Source organism: Parapedomonas caeni, from assembly GCF_041060555.1.
Lineage (GTDB): Bacteria > Pseudomonadota > Alphaproteobacteria > Sphingomonadales > Sphingomonadaceae > CAUJIW01.
Genome location: NZ_JBEUDS010000016.1, coordinates 17,275 through 40,939 on the forward strand (window position 1 = coordinate 17,275; position 23,665 = coordinate 40,939).

19 protein-coding genes are annotated in these 23,665 nt (G+C 68.7%); 13 read left to right on the forward strand and 6 right to left on the reverse strand.

The genetic code is table 11. The features are described from left to right. The 8 genes from ABU113_RS11440 (at nt 1) to ABU113_RS11475 (ending at nt 9,415) form a co-directional block, all read left to right on the forward strand. The gene (locus ABU113_RS11440; protein ID WP_454559634.1) at nt 1-633 is read left to right on the forward strand and encodes a FliH/SctL family protein; all 633 of its coding nucleotides are present in this window, start codon (nt 1-3) and stop codon (nt 631-633) included. Nucleotides 634-707: 74 nt separating this feature from the next. Then, nucleotides 708-995 carry a flagellar motor switch protein FliN gene (fliN, locus tag ABU113_RS11445; RefSeq protein WP_454559686.1) on the forward strand — a complete coding sequence of 96 codons (288 nt, stop codon included), beginning with the start codon at nt 708-710 and terminating at the stop codon, nt 993-995. After that, nucleotides 995-1,753 carry a motility protein A gene (locus ABU113_RS11450; protein WP_454559635.1) on the forward strand — a complete coding sequence of 253 codons (759 nt, stop codon included), beginning with the start codon at nt 995-997 and terminating at the stop codon, nt 1,751-1,753. The genes fliN and ABU113_RS11450 overlap by 1 nt, the downstream gene beginning before the upstream one ends. A gap of 46 nt (nt 1,754-1,799) precedes the next feature. Continuing rightward, nucleotides 1,800-3,170, forward strand: a complete 1,371-nt coding sequence (flbD, locus tag ABU113_RS11455; protein ID WP_454559636.1) for a sigma-54-dependent transcriptional regulator FlbD — start codon at nt 1,800-1,802, stop codon at nt 3,168-3,170. Between the two features lie 127 nt (nt 3,171-3,297). Further along, nucleotides 3,298-5,397, forward strand: a complete 2,100-nt coding sequence (flhA, locus tag ABU113_RS11460) for a flagellar biosynthesis protein FlhA (RefSeq protein ID WP_454559637.1) — start codon at nt 3,298-3,300, stop codon at nt 5,395-5,397. 134 nt (nt 5,398-5,531) lie between these two features. Beyond that, complete coding sequence (locus tag ABU113_RS11465) at nt 5,532-6,536, forward strand: hypothetical protein (RefSeq protein ID WP_454559638.1); 1,005 nt, start codon at nt 5,532-5,534, stop codon at nt 6,534-6,536. Further along, nucleotides 6,533-7,333, forward strand: a complete 801-nt coding sequence (locus ABU113_RS11470; RefSeq protein ID WP_454559639.1) for a nucleotide-binding protein — start codon at nt 6,533-6,535, stop codon at nt 7,331-7,333. The genes ABU113_RS11465 and ABU113_RS11470 overlap by 4 nt, the downstream gene beginning before the upstream one ends. A 3-nt stretch (nt 7,334-7,336) precedes the next feature. Then, the gene (locus ABU113_RS11475) at nt 7,337-9,415 is read left to right on the forward strand and encodes a hypothetical protein (RefSeq protein WP_454559640.1); all 2,079 of its coding nucleotides are present in this window, start codon (nt 7,337-7,339) and stop codon (nt 9,413-9,415) included. A 12-nt stretch (nt 9,416-9,427) separates the two neighbouring features. Here ABU113_RS11475 and ABU113_RS11480 read toward each other — a convergent pair whose 3' ends face one another. Both ABU113_RS11480 and ctrA read right to left on the reverse strand, forming a co-directional pair. Next, entirely contained in the window at nt 9,428-10,795 is a 1,368-nt protein-coding gene (locus ABU113_RS11480) for a cytochrome P450 (protein WP_454559641.1), read from the reverse strand. A gap of 160 nt (nt 10,796-10,955) precedes the next feature. Further along, nucleotides 10,956-11,675 (reverse strand): response regulator transcription factor CtrA, encoded by a 720-nt coding sequence (gene ctrA, locus ABU113_RS11485; protein ID WP_454559642.1) that lies wholly within the window; start codon nt 11,673-11,675, stop codon nt 10,956-10,958. Nucleotides 11,676-11,923: 248 nt separating this feature from the next. Here ctrA and fliI point away from each other — a divergent pair, with 248 nt between their 5' ends. Both fliI and ABU113_RS11495 read left to right on the forward strand, forming a co-directional pair. Next, nucleotides 11,924-13,252, forward strand: coding sequence for a flagellar protein export ATPase FliI (gene fliI / locus ABU113_RS11490; RefSeq protein WP_454559687.1), 1,329 nt, complete (start codon nt 11,924-11,926; stop codon nt 13,250-13,252). Nucleotides 13,253-13,263: 11 nt separating this feature from the next. Continuing rightward, the gene (locus ABU113_RS11495; RefSeq protein ID WP_454559643.1) at nt 13,264-13,686 is read left to right on the forward strand and encodes a flagellar export protein FliJ; all 423 of its coding nucleotides are present in this window, start codon (nt 13,264-13,266) and stop codon (nt 13,684-13,686) included. A 40-nt stretch (nt 13,687-13,726) separates the two neighbouring features. On the opposite strand, the gene ABU113_RS11500 is transcribed toward ABU113_RS11495, so the two are convergent. After that, nucleotides 13,727-15,700, reverse strand: coding sequence for a M56 family metallopeptidase (locus ABU113_RS11500; RefSeq protein WP_454559644.1), 1,974 nt, complete (start codon nt 15,698-15,700; stop codon nt 13,727-13,729). Beyond that, the gene (locus tag ABU113_RS11505) at nt 15,697-16,095 is read right to left on the reverse strand and encodes a BlaI/MecI/CopY family transcriptional regulator (protein ID WP_454559645.1); all 399 of its coding nucleotides are present in this window, start codon (nt 16,093-16,095) and stop codon (nt 15,697-15,699) included. The genes ABU113_RS11500 and ABU113_RS11505 overlap by 4 nt, the downstream gene beginning before the upstream one ends. Before the next feature lie 127 nt (nt 16,096-16,222). Between ABU113_RS11505 and ggt the strand changes: the two genes are divergently transcribed. After that, the gene (gene ggt / locus ABU113_RS11510; RefSeq protein ID WP_454559646.1) at nt 16,223-18,019 is read left to right on the forward strand and encodes a gamma-glutamyltransferase; all 1,797 of its coding nucleotides are present in this window, start codon (nt 16,223-16,225) and stop codon (nt 18,017-18,019) included. A 434-nt stretch (nt 18,020-18,453) separates the two neighbouring features. Then, on the forward strand, nt 18,454-19,251 hold the full coding sequence (locus tag ABU113_RS11515; RefSeq protein ID WP_454559647.1) for an EF-hand domain-containing protein: 798 nt from the start codon (nt 18,454-18,456) through the stop codon (nt 19,249-19,251). A gap of 90 nt (nt 19,252-19,341) precedes the next feature. Here ABU113_RS11515 and ABU113_RS11520 read toward each other — a convergent pair whose 3' ends face one another. Both ABU113_RS11520 and ABU113_RS11525 read right to left on the reverse strand, forming a co-directional pair. After that, complete coding sequence (locus tag ABU113_RS11520) at nt 19,342-21,375, reverse strand: M13 family metallopeptidase (protein ID WP_454559648.1); 2,034 nt, start codon at nt 21,373-21,375, stop codon at nt 19,342-19,344. A 135-nt stretch (nt 21,376-21,510) separates the two neighbouring features. After that, entirely contained in the window at nt 21,511-22,326 is an 816-nt protein-coding gene (locus ABU113_RS11525; RefSeq protein ID WP_454559649.1) for an RluA family pseudouridine synthase, read from the reverse strand. Between ABU113_RS11525 and rimO the strand changes: the two genes are divergently transcribed. Beyond that, nucleotides 22,325-23,659 carry a 30S ribosomal protein S12 methylthiotransferase RimO gene (gene rimO / locus ABU113_RS11530; RefSeq protein ID WP_454559650.1) on the forward strand — a complete coding sequence of 445 codons (1,335 nt, stop codon included), beginning with the start codon at nt 22,325-22,327 and terminating at the stop codon, nt 23,657-23,659. The genes ABU113_RS11525 and rimO overlap by 2 nt on opposite strands. The last annotated feature ends 6 nt before the right edge of the window (nt 23,660-23,665 follow it).

Here is a 23,665-nt window from a genome sequence, read left to right on the forward strand (position 1 = left end):
GTGAAAGTTGTTCCCTTCACCTTCGACAAGGCCTTCGACGGCGGCGCCGGCGAAGCCGCGGCGCAGACCGAGGCGCGGCACCGCGACGAGCTGGCGGCCACTGCCGCCGCCGCGAGGGCGGAGGGGTTCGAGCAGGGTCGCGCCCAGGCGTTGCAGGAAATCGAGGCGGCGACGCTGGCCAGCCTCAACGCCATGGGCGGCAATTTCGCCGGCGTGTTCGAGCAGCTGGCCCAGGTCAAGCGCGAGCTGATCGCCGAGGCGACCGCGCTGACCCATGCCATGGCCACCGCGATTGCCGGCGTCACGCTGGAACGCAACCTCCATGCGGCACTCGATCAGCTGGTCTATACGGTGCTCAACGAGCACGCCAGCGAACCGCGCCTGGTCATCCGGGTCGCCGATGCCCTGCTGGATGCCACCCGCACGCGGGTGGAACAGATGGCAGCCTCATATGGCTTCCAGGGCCGCCTGATTTTCCTTGCCGATCCGGCGCTCAGCCCCGGCGATTGCCTGATCGAATGGCCTGATGGCGGCGTCGAGGCCCGCGTCGCTGACCGCGCCGCCCAGGTCCGCGCCCAGGTCGAGGCCTTCATCGCCGGCCTGCACCATGTTCCAGCCGAAGGACACGCATAATGGCCCATCCTGACGAACCCACGAACCCGGTGTCGCTTGATGACCTCACCAACGCGCCGATGCCCGAAGGCGGCATGAGCATGGCCGGCGCGCCGGACGAACAGGAAGTGCACACCGCCGCCGAGCTGGAATCGGTATTCGACGTCCCCGTCAAGGTGCAGGCGGTGCTCGGCAAGGCGTCAATGGAAGTCAGCCAGTTGCTCAAGCTGGCGCCGGGGGCCGTGGTCGAGCTCGACCGTCGGGTCGGCGAGGCCATCGACATCTACGTCAACAACCGGCTGGTGGCACGTGGCGAGGTAGTGTTGGTGGATGAGCATCTGGGCGTCACCATGACCGAGATCGTCAAGGCGGACCGCCTCTGATGCTGGGACTGGTGTTCCTGCTGGCCTCGGTTGCCCTTGTCGCTCTCAGCGTGGTGCTGGGGGGCGAGCCGGGTGCGTTCGTCAGCGGCGTTTCGGCGCTGCTGGTGATCCTCGGCACGCTGACCGTGACGGCGACCGGCGTGCGGCAGGGCGACTGGCGCGACATCGCGGACGGCCTGCGCGACCTCTTTCGCGACGTCAGCATCGACCAGCGGCGGGTCGCCCGGCAGTTGCTGGAGCTGGCCGGCCGTGTGCGTCGCGACGGCGTGGTCTGCCTGGAAAATGCCCGCCACGGTTTCCGGCAGCTGCCCTTCCTGCAACGGGCGCTCGGCCTGGTGCTCGACGGGCTGGCGCCGGACGTCATCGAGAAGCTGCTGCTGGCCGAGGCGGACGCCGCCGAACAGCGGCGCCTGCGCCTGGCGGCGGTGCTGCAGCGCGCGGCCGACGTCGCACCGGCAATGGGGCTGATCGGCACCATCATCGGCCTGGTGCAGATGCTGGGGCGCATGGCCGACCCGGCCCAGCTGGGCCCCAGCCTGGCGCTGGCCCTGCTCACCACTCTGTACGGCGCGATCCTGGCCCATGTCCTGCTGCTGCCGATGGCGGCGCGGGTGCAGGCACAGGCCGCGAGCGAACGCGGTTTTCATCTGCTGTGCGCCTCGGCGGCGGCGGCGCTTGGCCGGGGCGAACATCCGGTTCATCTGGAATCACAACTGAATGCACTGCTGCCCGAGACCGAACGGGTCCAGGCAGCCTGAAACACGCAGAAGGCGTGAAGCAGCGAGAAGCGAAGGAGCAAGACCCATGCGTTTGTTGATGGTTGGACATCTGGGCGGACAGCTGGCGACAGCCTCGAAGATGGCAATGGCCGCCGGCGCCAAGGTAACCCACGCCCCGGAAGCCGCCGCCGCGCTTGATATCGTGCGCACCAGGGGCGCCGATCTCATCATGATCGACGTGGCTTGTGACATCGCCAGCTTCATCGACCAGATCCGTTCGGAGCGCATCGCCACCGAGGTGGTCGCCTGCGGTATCGGCACCGACGCCCGTGCGGCGGTCACGGCCATTCGCGCCGGTGCCAAGGAATATGTCCCGCTGCCGCCCGATGCCGAACTGATCGCCGCCGTCATCCAGGCTGTCGCCGAGGACAGCCACCAGCTGATTTTCCGCGACCCCGCCATGGGCCGTGTCATCGGCCTGGTCGACCAGATCGCGCCGTCGGACGCCTCGATCCTGATCACCGGCGAGAGCGGCACCGGCAAGGAAATCATCGCCCGCTACATTCACAAGAAGTCGAACCGCGCCGACCGCCCGTTCGTGGCGGTCAACTGCGCCGCCATTCCGGAGAACCTGCTGGAATCCGAACTGTTCGGTCACGAAAAGGGCGCCTTCACCGGCGCCGTGGCACGCCGGGTCGGCAAGTTCGAGGAAGCCAATGGCGGCACGCTGCTGCTGGACGAAATCTCCGAGATGGACATCCGGCTGCAAGCCAAGCTGCTGCGCGCCATTCAGGAGCGCCAGATCGACCGGGTCGGCGGCGCCCACCCGGTGCCGGTCAACATCCGCATCCTCGCGACCTCGAACCGCAACCTTGCCGACGAGGTGAAAAAAGGCACGTTCCGCGAGGATCTGCTGTTCCGCCTCAACGTCGTCAACGTCAAGCTGCCGCCGCTGCGGGAACGTCCGGCAGACCTCAAGGTGCTGGCGGAGCATTTCGCCCAGAAATACGCCGAGAGCAACCGGATGCCGACGCGCCCGATTGACGAGACGGCCTTGCGGGCGCTGCTGACGCACGCCTGGCCCGGCAACGTGCGCGAGCTGGAGAACACCATGCACCGCGCCGTGCTGCTGGCGATGGGCGAGACGATCTCCGCCGACGCCATCGTGCTGCCTGACGGCAGCCGGCCGGCGGCCGCGCCCGTGATCGCCGCCAGCGACGACGCCGAGTCCAACGCCGATGGCACCGCGCCCACCGGCACGCTGGTGGGCCGGACCGTCGCCGACGTGGAGCGCGACCTCATCATCGACACGCTCAAGCACTGCCTCGGCAACCGGACGCATGCCGCCAACATCCTCGGCATCTCGATCCGGACGCTGCGCAACAAGCTCAACGAGTACACCGCCGCCGGCATGAACGTACCGGCGCCGGGCCTCAACGAACGGGCGGCGTATTGACATGCGGCCCCCGCTCCCGGCACTGGCGTGGTTAACGCCGCGCCTGCCGGACGCGGATCATCCGTTCACCGGCGACGCCTGATCGCGCCGTCGGCAGAACGACAGAGCACGGGAAGCCCCAACACCGATGGCTGACGCGACGCCCGCATCGACCCAGAGCCTGCAGAATCGCCTGCTGGGCGCCCTGCCCTCACAGGACGTGGCGCTGGCGCTGGGCGTGGTCGCCATCATCGGCATGCTCATCCTGCCGATGCCGAGCTGGCTGCTCGACTTCGGCCTGGCCATCTCGATCACGGTGTCCGTGCTGATCCTGATGACAACGCTGTTCATCGAGAAGCCGCTGCAGTTGTCGTCCTTCCCGACCATCCTGCTGATCGCGACCATGCTGCGGCTGGGCCTCAACATCGCAACCACCCGGCTGATCCTCGCGCACGGTCATGAGGGCACCCATGCCGCCGGCGGCATCATCCAGGCGTTCGGCACCTTCATCATGGGCGGCGATACCATCATCGGTATCACCATCTTCCTCATCCTCATCGTCATCAACTTCATCGTCATCACCAAGGGCGCCGGCCGTATCGCCGAGGTCGCCGCCCGCTTCAGCCTCGACGCCATGCCCGGCAAGCAGATGGCGATTGACGCCGACCTCTCGGCCGGCCTGATCGACGAGACGACCGCGAAGGCCCGCCGGCGGGAGCTGGAGGGCGAAAGCACCTTCTTCGGCGCCATGGACGGTGCCTCCAAGTTCGTGCGCGGCGATGCCGTGGCAGGCCTGCTGATCACCGCCATCAACATCATCGTCGGCCTCATCATCGGCGTCGGCGTGCAGGGCACCGACTTCGCGACCGCCTTCCACAGCTACACCGTGCTCACCGTCGGCGACGGCCTGGTCTCCCAGATTCCGGCGCTGATCGTCTCGACCGCCGCCGGTCTGCTGGTCACCAAGGGCGGCGTCGCCGGCAAGACCGACGAGGCACTCATCGGTCAGCTGACCCACTATCCCAAGGCGCTGGGCGTGGTCGCGGCCCTGATGGCCGGCCTCGCCATCACGCCGGGCCTGCCGTTCGTGCCATTCGCCGCGCTTGCCGCGGTGTCCGGCTATGGCGCCTGGACGCTTTCGCGGCGGCAGAAGGAAAAGGAAACACTGGAAAGGGAAGAGCAGGCGGCTGCCGACCTCGCCAAGGCGACCCCGGCGGAGGAGCCGATCTCGGCGGCGCTGGCGATGGACCAGATCCGCCTCGAACTGGGTTATGGCCTGCTCGGCATGGTCAATGACAACAGTGGCTACCGTCTGACCGACCAGATCAAGGCACTGCGGCGCCAGCTCGCCAGCGACTACGGCTTCATCATGCCGTCAGTGCGCATTCTCGACAACATGGCGCTGCAGGCCAACACCTATGTGCTCTACATCAAGGAGACCGAAATCGGTCGCGGCGACCTGCGCCCCAACATGCTGATGGTCATGCACCCCGCCGGCGAGCCTGTGGAGCTGCCGGGCGAGAACACCCGCGAGCCCGCTTTCGGCCTGCCCGCCATGTGGGTCGACCGGAGCCTGCGCGACGAGGCGAATTTCCGCGGCTATACCGTGGTCGATGCCGCCACCGTCGTCACCACCCACCTCACCGAGGCGATCAAGGAAAACATCCCCGAGCTGCTGTCCTACGTCGAAACACAGAAGCTGCTGGACGAACTGCCGAAGGAAAATCAGAAGCTCATTGCCGACCTCGTGCCCAACCGCATCCAGGTGTCCGGCGTGCAGCGGGTGTTGCAGAACCTGCTGGGCGAGCAGGTATCGATCCGCGATCTGCCGACCATCCTCGAAGGCATCGCCGAGGCGGTCGGCTACACCCAGAACCTGGTGCTGATCACCGAGCACGTCCGCACCCGGCTGGCCCGCCAGATCTCCAGCGCCAATGCCCGCAACGGCGTGGTGCCGCTGATCACCCTGTCGCCGGTCTGGGAGCAGCGTTTCGCCGAGGCGTTGATCGGCAACGGCGAGGAAAAGCAGCTCGCCATGGCACCCTCGGCGTTGCAGGAATTCATCGGCGCGGTACGCGACGCCTTCGAGACCCAGGCCAGCCGCGGTGAACTGCCCTGCCTGCTGACCTCGCCGGCGATCCGCCCCTATGTGCGCTCGATCATCGAGCGCTTCCGCCCGGCCACCGTGGTGCTGAGCCAGAACGAAATTCACGCCAAGGCCAAGATCCGCGCGCTGGGTCAGGTTTGATGCATGCCCCGCGCCCGGGTGCCCTGACAAACCTGCGGCGCTGCAAATCATAACGACGGGTTGCCGCCCATAGTTAACCGGTCGTTGGTAACTTTGCGCGACAGTGGTGCCACGTAGAGTCGAGGTTTGCCCACGTGCGCTTACGCATCTTCACAGCCAAGACCATCCAGCTGGCGATGGAAAAAGTCCGTGCCGAGCTGGGCGATGACGCGGTCATCGTCAATATCGACCACGGGGTGCGTGGCGGCCCGGTGCGAATCACCGCCGCCATCGAGGAACGCCCGGCGCCGGAGCCGATACAGGCACCGCCCCCGGTCACCACGCGGCCGTCGCAGCCGTTCGATGCCGGTCACCTGGCCGCCATCCTGCGCTACCACGGCCTGCCGGCACCGGTGTCGACACGACTGCAAACCAGCGCCGCCGCCCGTGCCGACAGCGATCTGATCGACGCCTTCACCCATGCGCTGGACGATCTGGTTGCCGCCCGCCCGATCGACATGCGAATGACCCGGCCGCTGCTGCTGCTGGGCGCGCCGGGTCAGGGCAAGACCCTGGCCGCGGCCCGGCTGGCGGCGGAAGCGCGCATGGCCGATCGCCTGGCGCGGGTCGTGACGCTGGATGCCGCCGCCGCCGGGGCGATGGAGCAGTTGCGCGCCTTTTGCGGCGCCGCCGACGTCGATGTCCTGGCCGCCAATGATCCGGCCCACCTCGAACAGGTGCTGCGCCCGGTCTATGACGGCTTCACCATCATCGATTCGATGGGCATCAACCCTTACGCGCTGGCCGACATCGAAACGCTGGCCCACGCGGTCAAGCGCTCGGGTGCCGAACCGATCTGGGTGATGGCCGCCGGTTCCGATGCGCTGGAAGCCGCCGAGATGGCGGAAATCTTCGCCTCGCTCGGTGTACGGCGTATGCTGGTGACCCGGCTGGATGCCAGCCGCCGGCTTGCCGCCACCGTCACGGCGCCGTTGCGGTCCGGCCTGGCACTGGCCGGCTTTTCCGCCAGTCCCTATCTCGCCGACTTCATCGAGCCCGCCAGCGCCGATCGCCTGGCCGCATTCCTGCTCGACAAGCCGGACCCCGCCCACATCGCGCGCATCGTGCAAGACAAGTCCCCAGAAAAGGCCGTATCATGACCGCCTCTGTTTCCGCCCTGCGCCCCGTCCCGAATCCGCTGGAAAAGCGGCTCATCACCATTGCCTCCGGCAAGGGGGGCGTCGGCAAGACCTGGCTGGCGATCAGCCTCGCTCACGCGCTGTCCCGTCGGGGCCGCGCCGTGCTGCTGTTCGATGGCGATCTGGGGCTTGCCAACGTCGACATCCAGCTCGGTCTGTCACCCACGACCGACCTCGCCGACGTCATGTCCGGCCGGGCGCAACTGGCCAATGCCGTCACGCGCTACGATGACGAGGCCGCCCGATCGGCCGGCTTCGACGTCATTGCCGGCCGCTCGGGCGCCGGATCGCTGATCGGTATGGGTCGCGATGCCCTGATCGGTCTGCGCCAGAACCTTGTCGCCAGCGCCGAGCGCTACGACGACGTACTGCTGGATCTTGGCGCCGGCATCGAGCAGCCGGTAGCGATACTTGCCCACCACGGCGGTCGTTGTCTGGTGGTGGTGACGCCGGAGCCAACCGCCATCACCGACGCCTACGCCTTCATCAAGCTGCGGCGGATGCGCGATGCCACCGCCGACATCCGCATTGTCGTCAACCAGGCCTCCACCCGGCGCGAGGGCGAACAGACCTACGAAACGCTGTCAAAGGCCTGCGCCAGCTTCCTCAAGTTCACACCAGCGCTGGCCGGCATCATCCGGCGGGACACCAAGGTCAAGGACGCCATTCGCGCCCAGACCTCGCTGCTGGTGCGCCACCCCGAATGCCCCGCCGCCCAGGATGTGGAGGCGCTGGCGGCCAATCTGATCAAGAACTGACCGATGGCGGAGACGGGCGGTATCGCGGGCGTCATAGCCCCCGCGCCGCCCGGCGCCCGCGATGGCGAGGCCGCGCGAACCCCATCCGCCGCCGGCTCACTCCCGCCAGCAGACGCCCCCGACGGCGCGCCGCACCGGCTGCTGGTGGACCCGGCCGTACAGCTGGCGGCCAGTCTGGCGGGCCTGACCCCCGGTCAGACTCTGGACGGCCACACCATCCGCCTGCCGGGCCTGGAACGGCTGCTGCTGCATACGCCCCAGGGTGATTTCGCCATCGACCCGACCGCGGCCCTGACCTCCGAAGGCCACGTCGCCGTCGTCATCACCCGTGCCGACCGCCAGATCGCCGGACTGCTGACCACCGTGGCCGGCGAGGCGCTGGAGCCACCGCTGCCGGTGGCACTGACCATGATCGGCGTGACCCGGCTGGCGCCGCACCAGCCCCTCCCCCGGGCCGGCAGCATCGCGGACGCGGCGGCCCCGGCCGTTCTCGACGCCAGCGACAGCGGCGAGACGGTGGCGATCCTGCTCGGTCAGGCCGTCAAAACCACCGCGAGCCCGTCCGGCGGCATCGCCATCGCCGCCCCGGCACGGGCATCACCGGGCGCGACGCCCCCGCCAACCGCGCCACTCACCCCGCCGCTGATGCCAGACGGCGCAGCCCCGACACCAACGGCGGCGGCCAATCACGCGGTTGACGTCCTGTTCGCGCCAGGCGCGCTTACCCTGCGCCCGGAGGCCGGGGCCAGCGAGGCAAGATCGCTGAACGTCAGCCTGATTGCCACCGCCGCCCCTGGCGAGCCGTCGGCGATCGCCGACCCGCCGCCGGCGACCCCGCTCGCCCGACTGATGGCGGCTGGTCGGCTAGCCACCGCCACCGTCCTGCCCGAGCGACCGACGGCCGGCGACCCCGACGCTGCCCGCCACGACAACCCATCGGCGATGCTGCGGCTCGACATCAATGGCCAGGTCTACCGCCTCGCCCTGCCCGGTCATGCCGCGCCCGGCGCCAGCGCGGTGACCGGCACGACCGCCGGCGCACCCGGTCAGTCAGCAGCGCCCGCGACTCCGGCCGCGACTCCGGCCGCGATGCCGGTGGCGACTCCGGCCGCGATGCCGGCGGCGACGGCGGGCACGATGCCGCCCCCCCTTCCCGCCGGCATTCTGCCGGTCGGTACCCGGCTGGTGTTCGTCGTCGACATGCCGGCCAGCACGCCGCCCGATGCCGTGCGTGCCCCCGCCCCCGCGCCCGCTGCCGCAAGTGCCCTGACAACGCCCCCGACCTCCACGCCGGCGACCGCCATCACGCCCCCCGTCGCATCGACCCCCGGGCCCGACGCCGCACCCCGGTCACGAGCGGATGCCGCCGATATGCCGGTCCGTGCGCCGCCACCGCCGACGGCATCGGCACCCGTGGCGCCCAAATCCGGCGCGCCCGCGTTCCCCCCCGCCGCCGCGTCGGTTGCCGATGCCGGCGAGGCCCCCGACCTCGTCGCCCCGCCAATGGTGACCGCCGCGCTGGCAGCCGCCGCCGGCGCCGGCCCGGCGCCTGCCATCGCGCCCATGACCGAAGGCATGCTGGCCCAGCCGGTGGTGCGCTTTCTGCTGCAAGCCTTGAAGCGCGCGGGCTTTGCCGCGGAACCCGCCGCCGGCGGCGATAACGCCGATGACGACAGCGCCACGCGCCTGCGCGCCGCCACCGCCGCGCTGATGGAGAAAGCCGCGCTGCCGCGCGAAGGCCTGCCTGAGGCGCCGGTCAGTCGCGTACCGCTGACGCTCGGCACGCCGACAGGGCCCGTGCCGCTGGTGATGAGCTTCTGGCCGGGTCGGGACGAAAAACAGCACGGCGAGCGGCAGGAAGAACAGGAGCAGGCCCACACCACCCGCTTCGCGATGGATATCGCCTTTGACCGACTGGGGCATGTCCGCCTCGACGGTGCGGTGACGGACAGTCATCTGGCGTTGCGCCTGGGCAGCGAAACGCCGCTGGGCGCGAGCCTGGAGGACAGCACCCGCGCGGCCTGCCTGGCGGCGCTGGAGGCCGGCGGCATGACCGGTGAGCTTCGCTTCGCCCGCCATTGACGGCCGCTGGGACTACAGGCCCTCAACGATTACCGGCATGCCGTCGCGCGGCTTGCACATCGGCCACAACTGCCACTCCGGCTGATAGCCCGCCGGCAACCGGACGCGATTGTGCACCAGCAGATGGCCGAGGAAGGCCTTGGCCTGCATGTAGGCGAAATGCAGCCCGAGGCACATATGACCACCACCGCCAAACGGCACCCAGGCGTATTTGTGCCGGCCAGCACTGTTGGCCGGGGTGAAGCGCCACGGGTCGAACGCCATCGGCTCCGGCCAGATCTCCGGCATGCGGTGGGTGAACAGCGGGCTGACCCCCACCATGGTTCCCGCCGGAATGTGGTAGCCCTTGAACTCGAAGTCGCGCAGCGCCCGGCGCGGGATCGACGGCACCGGCGCGTTGATGCGCAGCGCCTCCTTGAAGGCATACTCAGTGAGCTGGACGTCACCCAGCCGTTCATAGGCCAGGTTGCCGCCGTCATCGACCGCCGACGCCAGCTCCTCGCGCAGCCGCTGCTGCCATTCGGGATCACGGGCGAGAAAATACACCATCGAGGTCACAGAGGAGGTCAGCGTGTCGTGGGCCGCCATCATCAGGAAGATCATGTGGTCGATGATCTCCTGATCGGAGAACGTCCGTCCGTCGTCGTCGGTGGCATTGCAGAGCTGGGTGAAGATGTCGTCCCCCGAGGCGCCGCGCCGGGCTGGAATTTCGCGGGCGAAGAACGCGCTCATGAATTTGCGGCCACGCACGCCACGCGCCATCAGCGTGCCGGGCAGCGGCTTGCGGATGACGGCGATGGAGGCCGCCACCATGTCGACGAAGGCCTGGTTGATACGGTCCGCTTCCGGCCCCCAGGGAATGCCGAGAAAGGAGGTCGCGGCGAGATCCAGCGTCAGGGCCTTGATCGCCGGGTAGAAGAGGAACTCGCCGGTCTTGCGCCACAGGGCGATCCGGCGGGCGATGCCATCGTTGAGCGCGTCGAGATAGTGGCGCATCGGCTCGGTCTTGAACGCCACCGACAGCATCCGCCGATGCAGCCGGTGTTCATCGAAATCCATCAGCATCAGCCCGCGCGGGAACAGCAGATCAAGCACCGGCCCCCAGCCGTGACGCGACGAGAACAGCCGGTCACGGTCGAACAGCACCAGCTCGTTGCCGTCCGGACCCGCGAGCGCGACATTGTCCATGCCGAACGAGCGTGTGCGGTAGACTGGTCCGTACTTGTTGTAGAGATGCTGGCCGTAGCCGTGCGGATCAGCCAGCACCCGCAGCGTGGTGCCGATGACCGGCCAGCCCGTCTCGCCGGGAATATGCGCCAGCGCCCCGGTCGGCGGCGGTGGCAGAAAAGCCGGCGTGCTGATGGCGAGGCTCTGGTCCATGGCATTCACTCCCCTGCGTCGGACGTAGATCATCCGTTATCGCTTCAGTATAGATTGGAGTGCCACTCAAACAAGCGGCGCGATCCGAAATCCCGCGAAACGCAAAAGGCGCCACCTGTTCCGGTGACGCCCCTGCTGTCCGGCATTGCGGAAACGCGGGTTACTGACCGACGGCGACCTTGGCCGGCGCGGCCTCGCCCATGTCCTCGGGGTCACGCAGCACATAGCCGCGGCCCCAGACGGTCTCGATGTAGCTTTCACCACCGCAGGCAACCGCCAGCTTCTTGCGCAGCTTGCAGATGAACACATCGATGATCTTGAGTTCCGGTTCGTCCATGCCGCCGTAGAGGTGGTTGAGGAACATTTCCTTGGTCAGCGTCGTGCCCTTGCGCAGGCTGAGCAGCTCCAGCATGGCGTATTCCTTGCCGGTCAGGTGCACGCGCTGGCCATCCACCTCGACGGTCTTGGCGTCCAGGTTGACGGCGAGCTTGCCGGTGCGGATGACCGACTGGGAATGGCCCTTGGAACGGCGGACCACCGCGTGAATGCGGGCCACCAGCTCTTCCTTGTGGAACGGCTTGGTAACGTAGTCGTCCGCGCCGAAACCAAGACCCTTAACCTTGGTGTCCAGCTCGCTCATGCCCGAGAGGATGAGGATCGGCGTCGACACCTTCGCCATGCGCAGCTTCTTCAGGACATCATAACCGTGCATGTCCGGCAGGTGCAGGTCGAGCAGGATGATGTCGTAGTCGTAGAGTTTGCCGAGATCGAGGCCTTCCTCACCCAGATCGGTCGTGTAGACGTTGAAACCCTCGACAGTGAGCATCAGTTCGATGCTCTTGGCGGTCGCGGCATCATCTTCGATCAGCAGTACGCGCATAGTTTAGCCCTCTGTATCCCTATGCCCCGGATCGTTACGGGGGAATCGCCTTCGCTGTGTTCGGTAACGATTATTAAGACGAAAGGTTAACGCTTCGTTATCGATGTTAACGATAATGAACGAAGATCAACAAGGAAGAAAAAAATCCGGATTCGCGCCAAGGGCTTGGCGCCCACCGGCCGTCCGTTCACCCTTCCTTAAGCGTGTTTGGCGACCCTAGCTTAACATTTTTCAAGGGTGTCGGCACGGTGCATTTCGGCTCGCTTCAATCGGACATTCGCAACATCCCCCCCGGCCAGCACTACGGCCGTCTGTCGGCGGTACGCGGCCTGATGGTGGAGATCGGCGGCATCGGCCAGGCCGCGGCCGTCGGCTCCCGTATCGCGCTGGCCACCCGCGACGGCAGCCAGGTGGACGCCGAGGTCGTGGGCTTCAAGGATGGCCGGGCGCTGTGCCTGCCGTTCGGGCCGCTGGACGGCATCAGCGTCGGCTCCAAGGCCTATGCCGCAGCCTCCGATGCCAGTGTATCCCCGTCCGATGCCTGGCTGGGCCGGATCGTCAACGGACTCGGGCAGCCGGTGGACGGGCGCGGCCCGCTGCCCAAGGGACCGGTATCCCGCCTGGTGCGCGGCCGGCCGCCTTCCGCCCACGCCCGCGAGCGCGTCGGTGACAAGATCGACCTTGGCGTGCGCGCGCTCGACGTGTTCGCGCCGTGCTGCAAGGGCCAGCGGCTCGGCATCTTCGCCGGCTCCGGCGTCGGTAAATCGGTGCTGCTGTCGATGCTCGCCCGCTACACTGACTGCGACGTGGCGATCATCGGCCTGATCGGCGAGCGCGGTCGCGAGGTGCAGGAATTCATCGAGGACGATCTGGGACCGGAAGGCCTGAAACGCTCGATCGTCGTCGTCGCCACCTCCGACGAACCGGCGCTGATGCGCCGTCAGGCCGCCTATCTTACCTTCGCGCTGGCCGAACATTACCGCGACCAGGGCCTGCATGTGCTGTGCATGATGGACTCGGTGACCCGCTTCGCCATGGCCCAGCGCGAGATCGGCCTGGCCTGTGGCGAGCCGCCGGCCTCGAAAGGCTATACCCCCACCGTGTTCGCCGAGCTGCCCAAGCTGCTGGAACGCGCCGGCCCCGGCGCCGGCAACGGCGGCGCGATCACCGGCCTGTTCACCGTGCTGGTGGACGGCGACGACCACAACGAGCCGGTGGCGGATGCGGTGCGCGGTATTCTCGACGGCCATATCGTCATGCAGCGATCGATCGCCGAGCGCGGCCGCTATCCCGCCATCAACGTGCTGAAGTCGGTGTCGCGCACCCTGCCCGGCGCCCACACCGACGAGCAGAACGCGCTGTTGCGCGAGGCCAAGAAGCATCTCTCGATCTATGCCGACATGGAGGAGATGATTCGCCTCGGCGCCTACCGGCGCGGCTCCAACCCCGAGGTCGACCTGGCGCTCTATTATGCGCCGATGCTCGAACAGTTCCTCAACCAGCGCAAGGGCGACTGCATGCGCGCCACCGACAGCTTCTCGGTGCTGCAGCAGCTGCTGAGCAGCCCGCCCCAGTAAAGGTGTAGCCGATGAAGACGCCCTACGATTCGGGCCTGCGGGTCCGCAAGCAGGAGCTGGACGATCTGCGCCGGGAACTCGCCGGCCTCTACAGCCGGCAGGACGAGCTGGAGGCCGCGCTGATGGGCCTGGAGGCCGAAGTGCGGGCGGAGGCCGACGTCGCCACTGCCCAGCCGTTCGCCAATTTCGTGAGCTACATCGGCCGCCAGTCCGCCGCCAAATCGCAGGTGCGCGGCCAGATCGACACCGTGGTGAACGAGATCGAGCGGATGCAGGAGGTGATCGCCCAGGCGTTCGCCGACTTCAAGACGCTCGACATCGCCGCCGAACGCTTCATCGAGGCCGAGCGCGAGCGCCTGGCCAAGCTGGAACAGGCGCAGGCGGACGAGGCCGCCCTGATGGGCCATTATCGCAACAGCGACGAGGCCGCCTGAACCGCTCGCCAGCCCGTCCGCGATACGCCCCTCGCACGCGTCAGCGAGCTCCCGCCGCCCGCCGCTCCAGGTGATCGGCCGCGGCTTCCATCGACCGCGCCAGCACATCCCAATCCAGCTCGACCAACGCCGAGGCTTCCGCTTGCAGGCCGAGCTCGGCGGCCTTGAGCGCCGCGCGGACGTCGGCACCAGTCGCCCCCTGTCCGCCCTTGAGACTGCGCGCCGCCTCACGCAGCGACTGACTGGCCTCGCGCAACGCCTCGCTACGCTCCAGCAATGCCTCGCGTCGGGTCCGTTCCGCCTCACGCAACGCCTCGCGGCGCGCCTCCGCCGCTTCCCGCTGGGCCTCCCGGGCCTCGCGGCGGGCGTCCTCCAGTTCGCGGCGGGCATCCTGCAGATCGCGCTGGGCGTCCGCGCGGGCCTCGGCAAGGTCACGCCGCGCCTCCTCCAGCGCCCGTTGATTCTCGCGTAATGCCCGCGCCTTTTCGGCCTCAGAGAGGTTGGACTGGGTGATGCTCAGATGGGCCTTGCGGTGGGCGGCTTCCACCTGTTCGAGATGCCGCTGCGCCTCGGCCAGACGGGCGTGCGCCTCCCGCCGCAGCTGGGCGAAGCTGGTCTCGGCCCAGGCCATCCCGGCGCCGGCATCGGCAGCCGCGGGCGGCACCGGCGGGGTGGGCGCCACCGGCGGCACCGCCACGACATCGCCGGGCAGGACCAGCGCGCCCGGCCCCTGCGGCGCCGAGGGCGCAGACGGCGCGACAGGCGCAGACGGCGCCTTCGGCACGGCGGCCACGATCCGACGCTTGACGACGGTGTGCGACGGCGTTGCGGTGGGAACCGCCTTGCCGTCGGCCGCTTCGATGGCCGTTGCATCGGAATCGACCGCCGCGTGGGCCAGCGGCAGCACCAGCAGGCCCAGCGTCACCACACCGGCCAGCCCGGCGACCCGGGCCGGCGTCGACAGCGCGCTGCCCTGCTTCAGCCAGACCAGCCGCTGCCTGAGGCCGTGGCCGGCGGCGCCATCCATGCCAAGCGTGCCGGCCAGCGTCGGCGTCGCCGGCAGCCGGAAGGCCTTGAGGGCGGCGATCAGCCCGCGCCCGTAGTCGAGGGTGGAGATCATGCCGGCGGTGGCGGCACGCCCGTCGCAGCAGGATTCGCGGGCAACGTCGATGCGGCGTACCGCCATCCACACCAGCGGATGGAAGAAGAACAGGATCAGCAGCAGGCGCTCGACCCCGCGCCAGGCGACATCGAAGCCGCGCACATGGGCCATTTCATGGCCGATGACGGCGCTCAGCGCCGCCGCGTCGAGCCGGGCGACCAACCGGCGCGGCAGCACGATCACCGGCCGGAACAGGCCGGTGGTGAACGGCGCCGACACCTCGGGCGTCACCAGCAGCCGAACCGGCCGGCGCACCGCCAGCCGGTGGCGCCAAGCCTCCACCAGCGCGCTGGCCAACGCCTCGGCCGGCGACGGCCCGGCGGGTTCGGCCAGCAACACCAGCCGCCGCGCCTCGCGCCCGGCGCGGGCGAGCAGGATGGTCATGGCGGCAACGCCGCCGGCCCACAGCAGGGTCAGCACCAGCGGCCAGAACGGCACGACGGGAGCGGGAGCGCTGGCAGTAGCGGGCATGGCTGCCGTCGTCACCGGAATCCCGGAGGCCACCTGACGCACGGAATCGACGGTCGCCATCGGCGCGGCAAGAGCAGGCGTCGCCGCATGGGCCGGGCCGACCGGGTTGATGTGCGGCGCGCCGTCGGGCCACAGGGCGTGGGCCATCATCGTCTCGGCCGACGAGCGGATACTCCACGAGGTGGCGAAATCGGTGGGCAGCACCAGGCGGGCCAGCACCAGCCACCACAGCGCCAGATGCAGCAGCGGATGACGCGGCCGCACCACGGCGAGCACCGTCCACACCAGACCGGCCACCACGGCGGCATACAGCGACTGCACCAGCAGATAGTCGACCAGCCGCTCGGCGAGCCGGGCCGCGTCCATCAGACCATCGTTCATGACCGTTCCTTTCGTGCGGCGGCATCGGCATCGTCGGCCACCAGCCGCTCCAGCTCCGCCAGTTCCTCGGCACTCAACGACTCACTGTCGCGGAACAGGCCGAGCACCACGCTCAGGTCCCGCTCCACCACGCGATCGGCAAAAAAGCGCACGAACCGCGCCAGGCCCGCCGGGCGCGACACCAGCGGCCGGTAGACGAACACCCCATGAAAGCCTTCGCGCGCCAGCAGGCCCTTGGTGGCCATCCGGTCCATCACCGTCTTGGTGGTGGTGTAGGCCCAGCCGGTATCGGCCGTCAGTGCGTCGTGCACCTCCCGCACGCTGGCCTGGCCCGCGCGCCACAGCACACGCAGCACATCATACTCCGGCTTGGACAGGTCTGGCGATTCGCGCATGTCGACTCCCTATGGTGTCGCACGACTACTACATTGTAATAGATATGCGCAAGTGTCGTTGCGGCCGGTTGCGACGAATCGACGGCGGACGCTGACAGGCCGAAGCGGGGTTGCTAGGCTTGGCGCCATGCACACGCCCCGCCCCACGACCCTGACCGCCCGCGTCGCCCGCCTGGCGACGCTTGTCGCCCCCGCGCTCGCGCTGGCGCTGGCCACGGCCCTGCCCGGCCCGTCGCTGGCCGGCGACCGGCCCATCGGCCCGGCGTTCGCCGGGCGCTCGCCGGTCATCGCCGCCCATGGCGTTGCCGCCACCAGTCAGCCGCTGGCGACCCAGGTGGCGCTGGACATTCTGCGCCAGGGCGGCAGCGCGGTGGACGCGGCGATTGCCGCCAACGCCGCGCTCGGGCTGATGGAGCCCACCGGCGCCGGCATCGGCGGCGATCTGTTCGCGCTGGTGTGGGACCCGAAGACCGGCCAGGTGGTCGGCCTCAACGCCTCGGGGCCGGCAGCCCGGGGCCAGACGCTGCGGCAGCTGAAAGCGAAACTGGGGCCCCAGGCCAGCGTCATCCCGCCGGTCGGCGTTGCCCCGGTGACGGTGCCGGGCGCGGTGGCCGGCTGGTTCGCGCTGCACCAGCGTTTCGGCAAACTGCCGATGGACAAGGTGCTGGCGCCCGCCATCGCCTATGCCCGCGACGGCTTCCCGCTGTCGCCGGTGATCGCCGAGGGGTGGGCCATGAATTTCCGCCGCTTCGAGCAGCGCCGGGCGATGATCGAGGAGTTCGACAACGCCCGGGCGACCTACCTCATCGACGGCCAGCCGCCACGAGCCGGCCAGCTGTTCCGCAACCCCGACCTTGCCCGCACCTACGACCTGCTGGCGGCCCACGGCGCCGACGCCTTCTACAAGGGCGACATCGCCCGCGCCATGGACGCCTATTTCCGCCGCATCGGCGGGCCGCTGCGCTATGCCGATTTCGCCGCCTTCACGCCGGAGTGGGTCAGGCCCATCGCCACCAGCTATCGTGGCTATGACGTCTGGCAGATCCCGCCCAGCGGCCAGGGCATCGTCGCGCTGGAGATGCTGAACATTCTCGAAGCCTATGACCTCAAGGCGATGGGTTACGGCAGCGCCGACCACCTGCATGTGATGGCCGAGGCCAAGAAACTGGCCTTCGCCGACCGCGCCCGCTTCATCGCCGACCCGCGTCAGGCGATGGTGCCCACCGCCGGACTGCTGTCGAAGGACTATGCGGCGAGGCGGCGCGCGCTGATCGCCATGGACAAGGCGCTGCCGGCCAGCGTCGACCCCGGCGCGCCGATCTTCGCCCGCGCCGATACGGTCTATCTCACCGCCGCCGACCAGGACGGCATGATGGTGTCGCTGATCCAGTCCAACTATCGCGGCATGGGCTCGGGCCTGGTGGCCGACGGGCTCGGCTTCATGTTCCAGGATCGCGGCGCCCAGTTCAGCCTGGATGCCCGCCACGCCAACGCCTACGCGCCGGGCAAGCGGCCGTTCCACACCATCATCCCCGGCTTCGTCACCCGCGACGGCAAGCCGTTCCTCAGCTACGGCGTGATGGGCGGCGACATGCAGCCCCAGGGCCATGTGCAGGTGCTGACCAATATCATCGATTTCGGCATGGACGTGCAGGCCGCTGGCGACGCGCCGCGCTGGCGCCACATCGGCGGCCCCGACCCGGGCGACGGCGGCAGCCCGACCAGCGCGCTCTATCTGGAGCGCGGCATCGACCCGGCGGTGGTGGCCGAGCTGAAGCGCCGCGGCCACGAGGTGACCGGCGGGGCGGCGGGCGGCGGCTACGAGGACGTCGGCGGCTATCAGGCAATTCTGCGCGACCCCGCCACCGGGCTTTACTGGGCCGCCTCGGAAATGCGCAAGGACGGTCAGGCCGCCGGCTACTAGCCCGCGATCGCATCCGCGCGACGTCCCGCCCCGAGGCCCGACCCGCGCCCCACCCGGCGGCAACTTCTGCCCCTCCGGCACGGCGAACCGACCGGTGTTTCACGGCAAGCCCTGCCGGGCGCGGCCGGCCAACCGCCCACGGGCGGCGGCTCATCGTGCGCCGTACCAGCAAATTCAGCGCGTTACTCGGCTCATCGTTCGTGGCCCGGCGCTTGCGTCCCCCTACAGCGTCGCGGGGACGGTCGTCGGACCGTCGAGCCCCGCAGGCACGCCCGGCCCCGCAGGAAACCCCTGCGGCGATGACCGTTGCAAATCACAAAATATACCAATAAAAACAATAAGATAATGCACTTTTTCGCGAAGGATCGGCGGCCGCGGGACCGTTTCGGATTGTGGGGACAAAGGTGTCTCCACAGTCAGGAAAGGACCTCAACATGTCACTCTCAATCGGAGGCTACTCCAGCGGCGCCGCCCAGGCGAAGCTGGCGCAGCTCTTCACCAAGATGGACGCGGATCAGGACGGCAAGGTCAGTCGATCCGAGTTCGTCGGTGCCGCGCCGGAGGGCGTCAGCGGCACCGCCGCCGACGCGCTGTTCACGGCGCTCGACAGCGCCGACAGCGGCGCGCTGAGCGAAAGCGATTTCTCCAGCGCGTTCTCGCAGCTCGCCGGCGAAACCCGTGGCGCGCTGATCAGCCTGCAGCAGGCCGAGGGCGGTGCCGGTGGCCCACCGCCGCCCCCGCCGCCCGGTGGCGGCCGTGGCGGCCCCGACGCGTCGGAAATGTTCGCCTCGATGGACACCGATGGCGACGGCACCGTCACCCGCGAGGAAGCCGTGGCCGCGCGGCCGGACGATGTCAGCGAGGAACAGGCGACCGCCTTCTTCGATGCCATTGCCGGTGGCGCCGACTCGCTGACCGAAGACGCCTTCGCCGACGGCCTGAAGGCGATGGAAGGCAGCCGAGGTCCGGGTGGCCCGGGTGGCCCCGGCGGTCCGGGCGGTCCGCCGCCGGCCAGCGCGTCCGCCGACGAGGAGGAAGACACGCTGGCGGCCCTGCTGGATTCGGTCACCACCGACTCCGGCGCGACCGACACCACCACGGCCGATACGGAAGCCGCCAGCCGCCTGAAAGTGCTGCTGGAGACCATCGCCAGCGCGCTCAACAGTTATCAGAACAGCGCGACGGCGAGCACCGAGTCGAGCCTCGCCTCCACCTTGTCGCTGGCGGCATAGGCAGGGACCGTCGCAACAGGCGGATCGATACCGCCAGAAACAAATAACGACATCGGGGGCGCGCGACGGCGCCCCCGGGTCCGTGCGCGCCTACCAGATTTTCACCCGGTCCTCGGGCTTGAGGTACAGCGCGTCGCCCGGCTTGATGCCGTAGGCGGCGTACCACTCGTCGATGTTCCGCACGATGCCGTTGGTGCGGTACTGCGACGGGCTGTGCGGATCGGTGACCAGCCGCTTGCGCAGCTCCGGCTCGCGGTAGTTGCGCCGCCACACCTGCGCCCAGCCCTCGAAGAAACGCTGGTCGCCGGACTTGCCGTCGAGCACCGGTGACGGCTTGCCGCCCAGCGACAGCAGATAGGCCTCGTGCGCGACGGTGAGGCCGCCCAGGTCGCCGATGTTCTCGCCCAGCGTCAGCTTGCCCTTCACGCACGCCTTGTCGAACGGACAATAGGCGTCGTACTGCGCCGACAGCTTGTCGCCCAGCGCCTCGAACTTGGCCTTGTCCTCGGGCGTCCACCAGTCGGTCAGCAGGCCATCGCCATCGGATTTGGCGCCCTGGTCGTCGAAGCCGTGGCTGATCTCGTGCCCGATCACGGCGCCGATGCCGCCGTAATTGACGGCATCATCGGCATGCGGATCGAAGAACGGCGGCTGCAGGATCGCGGCCGGAAAGACGATCTCGTTCATCTGCGGATTATAATAGGCGTTGACGGTGAAGGGCGTCATGAACCACTCGCCGCGATCGATCGGCTGGCCCAGCTTGGCGATGTTGCGGTTGTGCTCGAACGTCGCCGCCCGCTCGGCGTTGCCCAGCGCGTCGCCGGCCATCACCTCCAGCCTGGCATAATCGCGCCACTTGTCGGGATAGCCGATTTTCGGCGTGAACTTGGCGAGCTTGGCATGCGCCCGCTTCTTGGTTTCCGGGCTCATCCAGGTCAGCCCGTCGATGCGCTTCTCGTAGGCCAGCAGGATGTTCTTCACCAGCTTGTCGGCGGCCGCCTTGGCCTCCGGCGGGAAATAGCGCTGGACGTAGATGCGCCCGACCGCCTCGCCCATCGCCATCTCGACGAAGTCGCCGCCGCGCTTCCAGCGCGGCTTCAGCTCCGGCGTGCCCGACAGCACACGGCCGTTGAAGTCGAAGTCCTCCTCGACCACCGCCCTGGGCAGGAAGTCGGCCGAACCGGAGAGATAATGGTAGGCCAGGTAATCCTTCACCACCGGCAACGGAGTCTTGGCCAGCACCGCGGCCATGCCGGTGAAGGCGCTGGGCTGCGAAACGATATAGGCGTTGGCCTTCTCAAGCCCGACGGCCTTCATGTAGGTCGGCCAGTCGACACCCGGTGCCTTGGCCTGGAAGTCCGCCAGCGTCCATTTGTTGTAGGTCTTGTTGCGGTCACGGCTTTCGATCTGGCTCCAGTGCGCCCTGGCCATCGCCTCTTCCAGCGCGTAGATGGCGGCCGCCTTTGCCTCGGCGTCCGTGGTGCTGACGCCGGTGAAGGCGAGCATCCTGGCGATATGCGCCTTGTACTTCTCGCGCGCCTCCTTGAAGGCCGGATTGTCCTCCAGATAATAGTCGCGGTCCGGCAGCCCCAGGCCGTACTGGACGAAGGTGGCGATATAGTCTTCCGGTTTCTTCTCGTCCTGCGCGACATAGAAGGGGAAGGGGTTGTTGCTGGACAGCACGGTCATCCGGCCCATCAGCGCGGCGATGTCCGCCGGCGTCGCGGCGGCCGCGATCCTGTCCAGCATTGGCTTCACCGGCGCCATGCCGGCCTTTTCGATCGCTGCCTCGTCCATGAAGGTTGCATAGAGCGTGCCGATCTTGCGGGCGTCGGCGTCGGTCGACGTACCGGCCGCCATTTCCTCGATGATCGCCCGCACCCGTTCCCGGCTCAGGTCATCGAGCACAGTGAACATGCCGTAGTTGGAGCGGTCGGCGGGAATGGCGGTGTTTTTCGCCCAGGTGCCGTTGGCATGGGCATAATAGTCGTTGCCCGGCCTGACGCTGGCATCCATGCCGGCGGTGTCAAAACCGTAGGTGCCGTAGGCGGGCTTGCCGTCGGCGTGGGCCGTGCCGGCCACGGCAAGCAGGCTCGCGGCGGCGAGCAGGGTGATGCGAAGCATGTGTCTTGTCCCCAATGTTGAGCGCCGAGGGCGCCCCGATGGGACCAGACGCTATCGGTTCGTCGCAAATTTGCAATGCGGCGCCATCGCGTGGACGCCACGGCTGGCCGCAGGCAGCCCCCTTCACGAACCGCCTCAGGCCTCCTGATCTTGCGCGAAGGTGGCAAGCGCGTCGGCCATCGGGGTCGGCGGCGGCGCGTCAACCTCGATGCGCCGGGTGTTCGGGCCAAGCTGGAACGCCAGGCGGCGAGCGTGCAGCAACAGGGCAGGACCGTCCGTGCCGTACAGGGCGTCGCCGACGATCGGGCAGCCCAGTGTCGCGCAATGGACGCGCAGCTGGTGCGTCCGGCCGGTCTCCGGCGTCAGTTCCAGCCAGCTCCGCCGGGCCGTACGGCCGAGCACCTTGTAGCGGGTCACCGCCGGCTCGCCATCGGCCGCCGCCACCATCCGCCAGCCCTCGGCGCGGGTCGAGATCTTGCGCAAGGGCGCCGCGATGCGGCCCTCCAGCGCCGGCGGGTGGCCCTCGACCACCGCCCAGTAGGTCTTCTCCACCGCCCGCTCGGCGAACAGCGCATTGAGCTGGCGCAACGCGCGCGGGCTGCGCCCCAGCGCCAGGCAGCCGGAGGTGTCGGTGTCCAGCCGGTGGCCGGGCTGGGGCAGCCGTTCGAACCCGAAGGTCAGCGCCGGCAGCCAGGCCTCAAGGCTGTAGCGGGCGCGCGGACCGCGGTGCACCGGCAGGCCGGCGGGCTTGTTGAGCACGATCACATGGGCATCGATGTACAGCACCGCCGCCTCGATGTCGGCGATCAGTGTCGGCAGCGGCTCGCCCGCGTCGTCGGTGACGCCCCGCTCTGGCGTTCGGCCGCGGGAATGCGTATATCGCCGGCCGTGTGGCGCGCCGCGGGTCGGCGCGCGTCGGGGCCCGCGGGGCCGTTTCGAGGCTGGTTTCATGTCTGTCAAATCCCTGGCCGTGCCGCCGAAGGTCGGCCTTGTCTCTCTAGGCTGTCCCAAGGCGCTGGTCGACTCCGAGCGTATCCTGACCAAACTGCGCGCCGACGGCTACCAGGTGTCGCCGACCTACGACGGCGCCGACGTGGTGCTGGTCAACACCTGCGGCTTCCTCGATTCCGCCAAGGCCGAGAGCCTGGAGGCGATCGGCGAGGCGATTGCCGAGAACGGCCGGGTCATCGTCACCGGCTGCCTCGGCACCGAGGCCGAGATGATCCGCGAACGTTTCCCCAACGTGCTCGCCGTCACCGGGCCGCAGCAGTATGAGGCGGTAGTCGGCGCGGTGCACGAGGCCGCGCCGCCGTCGCTGGGCCCCTATGTCGATCTGGTGCCGGAACAGGGCGTCAAGCTGACCCCGCGCCACTATGCCTATGTGAAGATTTCCGAGGGCTGCAACCACCGTTGCGCCTTCTGCATCATCCCGTCGATCCGCGGCGATCTGGTCAGCCGGCCGGTCAACGCCGTGCTGCGCGAGGCGGAAAAGCTGGTCGAGGCCGGCGCGAAAGAACTGCTGGTGATCAGCCAGGACACCTCGGCCTATGGCGTCGACATCCGCCATGCCGCCAGCCCGTGGAAGGGCCGCGAGGTGCGCGCCCACATGACCGATCTCGCCCGCGAACTGGGGACGCTGGGCGCCTGGGTGCGGCTGCACTACGTCTACCCCTACCCGCACGTCGACGACGTCATCCCGCTGATGGCCGAGGGGCATATCCTCCCCTATCTCGATATCCCGTTCCAGCATGCCTCGCCGGCGGTGCTCAAGGCGATGAAGCGCCCGGCCAACCAGGACAAGACGCTGGACCGCATCAAGCGCTGGCGCGACATCTGCCCTGACATCGTGCTGCGCTCGACCTTCATCGTCGGCTTCCCCGGCGAGACGGAGGAAGACGTCGACATCCTGCTCGACTGGCTGGACGAGGCCCGGCTCGATCGGGTCGGCTGCTTCAAGTACGAGGCAGTGGAGGGCGCCGCCGCCAACGCCCTGCCCGGCGCCGTGCCGGAAGAGGTCAAGGAGGAGCGCTGGCAGCGCTTCATGGAAAAGGCCCAGGCCATTTCGGCGGCCAAGCTGGAGGCCAGGGTCGGCACCACCATCGACGTCATCATCGACGAGGTCGACGAGGAAGGCGGCGCCACCGGCCGCTCCAAGGCCGACGCGCCGGAGATCGACGGCCGGGTACTGCTGCGCGACGCCGGCCACACCAAACCCGGCGATATCGTGCGGGTCGAGGTCGAGGACGCCGACGAATACGACCTCTATGGTGTGCCGCTGGCCTGATTCGCA